This is a genomic window from Chryseobacterium carnipullorum (assembly GCF_900142785.1).
In the GTDB taxonomy this organism is placed as follows: Bacteria; Bacteroidota; Bacteroidia; order Flavobacteriales; family Weeksellaceae; genus Chryseobacterium; species Chryseobacterium carnipullorum.
Map to the genome: position 1 here is coordinate 1 of NZ_FRCD01000038.1, position 6,014 is coordinate 6,014.

The 6,014-nt window shown below is 34.2% G+C and carries 3 protein-coding genes; 1 reads left to right on the forward strand and 2 read right to left on the reverse strand.

Features of this window, described 5'->3' with window-relative positions; translation table 11 throughout:
* Together BUC06_RS23065 and BUC06_RS23070 are read right to left on the reverse strand one after the other, a co-directional pair.
* On the reverse strand, positions 1–3,419 hold a 3,419-nt coding region (locus BUC06_RS23065; RefSeq protein ID WP_073336956.1), incomplete at its 3' end, for a hypothetical protein.
* 4 nt (positions 3,420–3,423) lie between these two features.
* Entirely contained in the window at positions 3,424–4,965 is a 1,542-nt protein-coding gene (locus tag BUC06_RS23070; RefSeq protein ID WP_073336958.1) for a T9SS type A sorting domain-containing protein, read from the reverse strand.
* Positions 4,966–5,471: 506 nt separating this feature from the next.
* Between BUC06_RS23070 and BUC06_RS23075 the strand changes: the two genes are divergently transcribed.
* Positions 5,472–5,666 carry a bacteriocin-like protein gene (locus BUC06_RS23075; protein ID WP_073336960.1) on the forward strand — a complete coding sequence of 65 codons (195 nt, stop codon included), beginning with the start codon at positions 5,472–5,474 and terminating at the stop codon, positions 5,664–5,666.
* The last annotated feature ends 348 nt before the right edge of the window (positions 5,667–6,014 follow it).

A 6,014-nucleotide genomic window follows, 5' to 3' on the forward strand; every position in this document is an offset into this window, starting at 1 on the left:
TATTTATATTCCTTCAAGATCTTACCCGTCGGGCTGTTTTCCCTTACCTCTTTCAGTCGGTTGGCGGTATCATAAAAATAAAACTCTCTGATGCCGGATGGAGGCGTGATGCTTTTAACACCAATTAACGGATCATAGCTGTACGTACTGATTTGATACGCTGATAATGCAACATTATTTCTAAATACATCTAAAGCAGAGATCAATGATTGCTCTGACGCCTCTGTACTGAGCTGACCATCATTAACAGATGCATTGACGATATTATCGATGAGTGCCTGAGGTATATCTGAAAGCTTGGCTCCTTCTATTTTGGCAATGGGCTGGGTTTGGTTGTAGCCCCAGATGATTGTTGCTGAAATGCCGTTTCTGGTGGTATACTGCTGCAGATTTCCCTTGTTGTCATATTTATCGTACGTAACTTCAGTAGACGGCGTATTGTTCTGAACCTCATAGGAAAGTACAGACAACGGAAGAACCAGAGAAGAATTATTGTTGGTGATCTCGGTAGTAGTCTTTGGATAAAGTGTTTCTGTCCTTGATAGTGTTTTTGTAGTATTTCCTATGGTTTGAGTGGTAGAAGTTTCCAAAGGAATACCAATCATATTCTTACTGATCATCAACTGGTTGCCTTTTTCATGAGCGTACTCATAAGAAGTCTGTAATTTTTCTCCTGACGGAAAAACATTTGTGGTATTTTTTAGGTTGATGGGTTTGGTGATATCTGTATCTGTGTAGGTATTTAATGTACTTTTCTCTATACTATTACTTGATAAGAAGTCTTTCTCAACAGTCTTTATATTTTCAATCTTGGCAGATTCTATAAAATTTATTTTATTCTCTACGTAAAAAATATCACCTTCGATTCCTTGCCCAGGAGACAATTGTATTTTAGAAGGAATAACCAACATATCAACTGCAAATCCAATTTTAGATAAATCATTCGTATTAAAACCGGAAAGACTATTTTTCAGAGTATTAAAATTATACTCGTAATCGACTGTTTTTACAGTCTGTCCAACTTTATTCTCATATTTTTGTTTCAGAAGTAAGCCATACTTCCAGTCATTATAGTTTTCTATACCTGATGATAATATACTCTGGAACTGGTAATCTTTATCTGAAAATTCATAAAAAACTTTCCCTAATCCATTTTCTTCTATAACATAAGGATATGTGACAATATCCGAGGAACCGTAACTGTTTGAAGATTGGTCAGAATTTGAAACAGTGAAAAATTCCTGAATAGCGCTTGGTTGCAGCTCTACACCTTGATCATCAAACTTACGATAAAACTTTTTATCAATTCTTGTAAAATTGAAAGGTTTTTTTAAAACAGAAATATTTTCAAACCTATTCTTAGTAGGATTAAATTTTCCGTATTTATATTCAAAAATATTTGAGATAGTATTTTGATCTACATCTTCTATTTTTTTTATTCTTAAGCCGGATAGATAGCTCGGCGTGATCGTTGTTTCAGTAATCTCTTTTTTCCAATTTAATCCGGCACTTAAACCACAATTACAGTATCCCATTCTGCTCAATGTCATCTCAACCTTAATAGGAAATGGGATAGTAATAATCATTTCACCCGCAAAAGGTTGTCCGTTAGAGCCAAAATGTCTGGTCTCACTTGGAGAATTAATCGAAGTAATTTTTATATCCCCAAAGCATTCTGTATAGGCTCCATTCTCAGGATGCTCAGGAAATGTTGATCCTGGACCCTCCGTTTCAGCACTTAAACATCCGCTATCAAAATTATACGAAAACCTGGGATTAATAGCATAATCAGGAATATCGTTGGCATTTAAAATAAATGTTTTAGAATCTCCTCCGTTATAGGTAGAGAGATCATTAAAAATTCCATGGGTAGAAATGCTCTGGCCTGTTCCCTCAGAAACCGTAAAGGAGTTGGTATTTATTTGCTCTGTAGAAGGATTTTCATAATAAAGATTTTTTTTGCCTTTAGTAGGGTACTCTACAGACTTTAGAATTCCTATCTGAGAATAAACCGGATTTGGGGATCGGTCCCGTCTTGCAATAGTTGGCATTCTACTTTCCATAATCTCAATACCTTCTGTATAAATTCTGATGGGAAGATTAGAAGTCAGTGAACTATTGCTCAAACTGTTAATATACCCCCAATAATCATCATTATGAGAATTACGGGCAGGCATCGGATAGTCCTCGTTATACGTAAACTTATGGTAAGACTGCGATAAGGCATCATAAACATTCACGAGCTTAAGCCTGTAATCTCCATAAGTTTTAATAGGATTGTTGCTGCTGAAATACTCATAATTTAGCCTTTGATCTGAAACTACATGATTAAATTTATCTCTTACTGTTACTTTTCTTAAGGCTAATCCATTAGTTGTATTTAAATCTTTTCTGAATAATGCCCCGTTTTCTAAAGCTAATGTTCCGTTTTCATCATTAGAATATTTAAATTCTACTGTTCCTTCGGGAAATTCAATTTTAGAAATAAGATTTTCTGTATTTCCCGTTTCTGTATCCCATCTTTCATATGGAGGTGGTAAGAGATTGAAATAACTCCTTCCAGGATCATAGTCTATTGCTGTTTTTGTATAAATCCTTTCCACAATATTTTTCTCTGTATAGACAAAAGTCTTTCCATAAACAAATTTCACTACTTTATTGGATGATGTCCTAATACTATCGATTCTTGATAAATAAGAAGAAATATTATCTCCTCCCAAAGGATTGGTAGGGTCATAAGAAGACGAATTACTTTTAGGAGAGAACCAAAAAATGTTTCCTGATGTATCTGTCACCTTAAAATTTCCCTGTTGATTATACTGATAGGGCATCTGCTCTATTTTAACATTTTCAAATGGAATAGTCTGTCCCAGATTATTACCATCCATGATAAAATTCCCTGATACACCGGGTAGGCTATAGCTATACATATCAGGTTTCAGATCATAATTTCCTTCATAGATGCTTTGCAAGTTATTTCTTCTCTGTTCATCATAAATCAGATGGGAAACATACCCATTATAAGAACCATAAGTATTAATATCCTTGCTAAAAAAAGCAATCTTATTATCATCCTTTCCAATAATACTTTTATTAATAGTCCCCGGAATGTTTAGTGACCATCCCAAGCCGACACTACTGGCTACTTCATTAAGCTTTACGCCTCCTGTATTGTATGATAAAGATATGGGAAGATCTAGGCCATCAACCTTGATGGAGTAAAATGGTATAGAAATATTAGCTTTTCCTCTGAAAAGATCCATTGGAAGCTTTCCTACTTTCGAAAAGCTATAAGCTTCTGCTGTAGAAGGCACAGGAAAAACATTTTTACTTTGAAAGTCACTGTTAGCCCCTAATCCAGACTGACTGTATCCAGTGGAAAAAATATAAATAAATAATAGTATAAAAACTTTTCTCATCTGTTTATTTTTTAATCAATTTAGCATTCGCAGTTTTATTCGTATCCGTTTTTATGGTAACCAGATAAGCTCCCTGAATTAAATTCTGCGCATTGATCTTGGTTACTTTATTCTTCGTTTTCACAGTCTGCAACTGTCTTCCTCCCATATCATAAAGGATAATATCAGCTTCTTTAAAGTCATAGCCTATTTCCACATAAGCATAATCTGATACTGGATTCGGATAAATCTTGATATCCTGTTTTTCGATCAACTGGTCAAGCTGTTTATCTCCAAGCTTTACGATCTTCCAGTTTTCTTTTCCGAGTTCTTCTGCACTCGTTCCTGCCAGAATGATCGAACCGTCTCTGTTCAGCTTTATATCAGATAATCTTTCTTCTCGTTTTCTGGATTCACCTTTCACATGTTTGCGCCACTGTTCATTTCCATCTGCATCTAAATAAAGCGTCCAGAAGGTTTCGTCATCTGTTTCTATTCTTCCTTCTGCCTGTGTATAACCACCTAAAAGGATTCCTTTAGAAGATTTATTATCTGCTGAATGAATGACACTCATTCCCATCAAAATATCACGGTTTTTGAAATTGTAAGACTTTTGCCAGATCTCTTCTCCTCTTTCGTTAAGCGATATTAGCCATAGATCTGTTCCTTCTTCAATACCAACGGTTTTATTTCCTGATCTTTCTGAACGACTTTCGCCACCAATGATATAGCCAGTCGAAATCAAAGCAAGAGTTTTCAAATGGTCATCTGCTTTTCCACCAAAGTTCTTTTCCCATTCTACTTTTCCATCCTTGTTAAGTTTGATTATCCAATAATCACCTTCACCATGGTTTTCAGTTTTCTTTGAACCACCCAAGTTGCTTCTGGAATAGATCCCTAACAATGCACCACCGTCTCTAGTGGGAATCATTTTCTCTACTTCATCCAATCCTTTTCCTCCTAAAATAGACTGAGAGAGTTCTTTTCCGTTCTTATCGAGCTTTATAATCAAAACATCTTTTGATCCGTAACCTTTAGCCGAATTTTGGACATTTCCAGCCACAAAAAATCCTAAGTCTGTCGTCTGAATGACTGATCTTGCTTCTTCATCAGATGCTGATCCCAATGTTTTTTGCCAGAGCTCGTCTCCGAATTCATTTAATCTAATCAACCAGATGTCTGATCCACCTTTTGAATCTTCTTTTTTATCCAGTCCCTTTGCTGAATAAGTCGTGCCAGAAATCAAAAAACCTCCGTCTTGTGTAGAAATGGTTGCGGATAAATAATCATGATTGTATCCAGAAAAATATTTTTCCCAAACCTCCTGACCCTGTTGGTTTAATTTGATCAAATGTAGGTCGTAACCATTGTTTTGTTTATTGCCTTCTGAGAGAGGTTTATTGCTCTGAATTGAGCTTCCCGTGATCAAATACTGCTGATCGATTGTTGTGGTTACCTGGCTTAAAAAATCCTGTGTACCGGATTTAATGTCTTTTTGCCAAACCACTTCCTGAGCATTGCTCAAGATTGTGCATATAGAAAATGCACTCATGTAGAGTTTTCTCATCTATTTTTATGTATTTATTAATTTAACTTAAGTTTAATTTGCAATTTAACATTTTTCAATAATGATTTAGATCCTACTAATGAGATTTAATATGAATTTTATCACACACAAAAGATTATTATGTATTTTAAATCTTTAGTACTACAAATCTACTATAGCGTAGCGACAGAACGTGTCGTGTATTAAACTAGATGTACTTATTTCGTAAAAAGCTAGAAGCATCTGAAATTTCAGTTAAAAGAAAAGGCATTCGTTTAAAGAACTTATCTCAAACAAACTGTCAGGGTATTGTTATAGTAAAGAAGAATTTACCAATAAAAATCTTCTAAATTTAATGTTCAGTTCCTCTAAAAGCGTAGTTTAAGGAGTATCTAAATTTAATTTCAAAAAAAACACACGTGAACGTGAATTTTTATATTCGCAGTATTATATTTTTTTTATATTAGTTTCATAAAAAAAGTATCCGAAACCGGATAAAATAATAAAAAAAATAATCCAAAACTACTATGAAAAATTTAAAAAAAATTTCAAGAGAGAACTTAAAAGCTGTTAAAGGAGGAATTACACAAGAATGTGCAGTATGGTGGGGTTCAGGTAAGCCATATTATAAAACTGAGGCAGCTTGTATTCAGGCAGCTTTAAATAATCAAGATGATTTTCCTAACTGCCATAATGAATGTGGACGTTGGTACGGTTACTAAACTTAAAAAGATAAATTAAAATGGCTGTTTTCTGGTGAAACAGTCATTTTTTTATGAATAACTTCTACTTAACCAGAGTGAATTTTCCATATCAGAAGTATATTTTCTTTAAGAGACTTCTTCCGGAAATTGATCCTATTTTTAATCAGGAACTCATTAATATTATATCATAATTTTTCCTCATCCCGATTAATCTATTCTAAGGCCAATAAAAGAGGCCGTCTCACAACTGAGGCGGTTTTTTTGGTTATTATTTTATATTTTTATATTTGATAATCAGATATTTGTTTATGAATTTCAAGTATTATAATCAGAATCAGTTGGAGTTGTTTCCCTATAGTTTTGAGG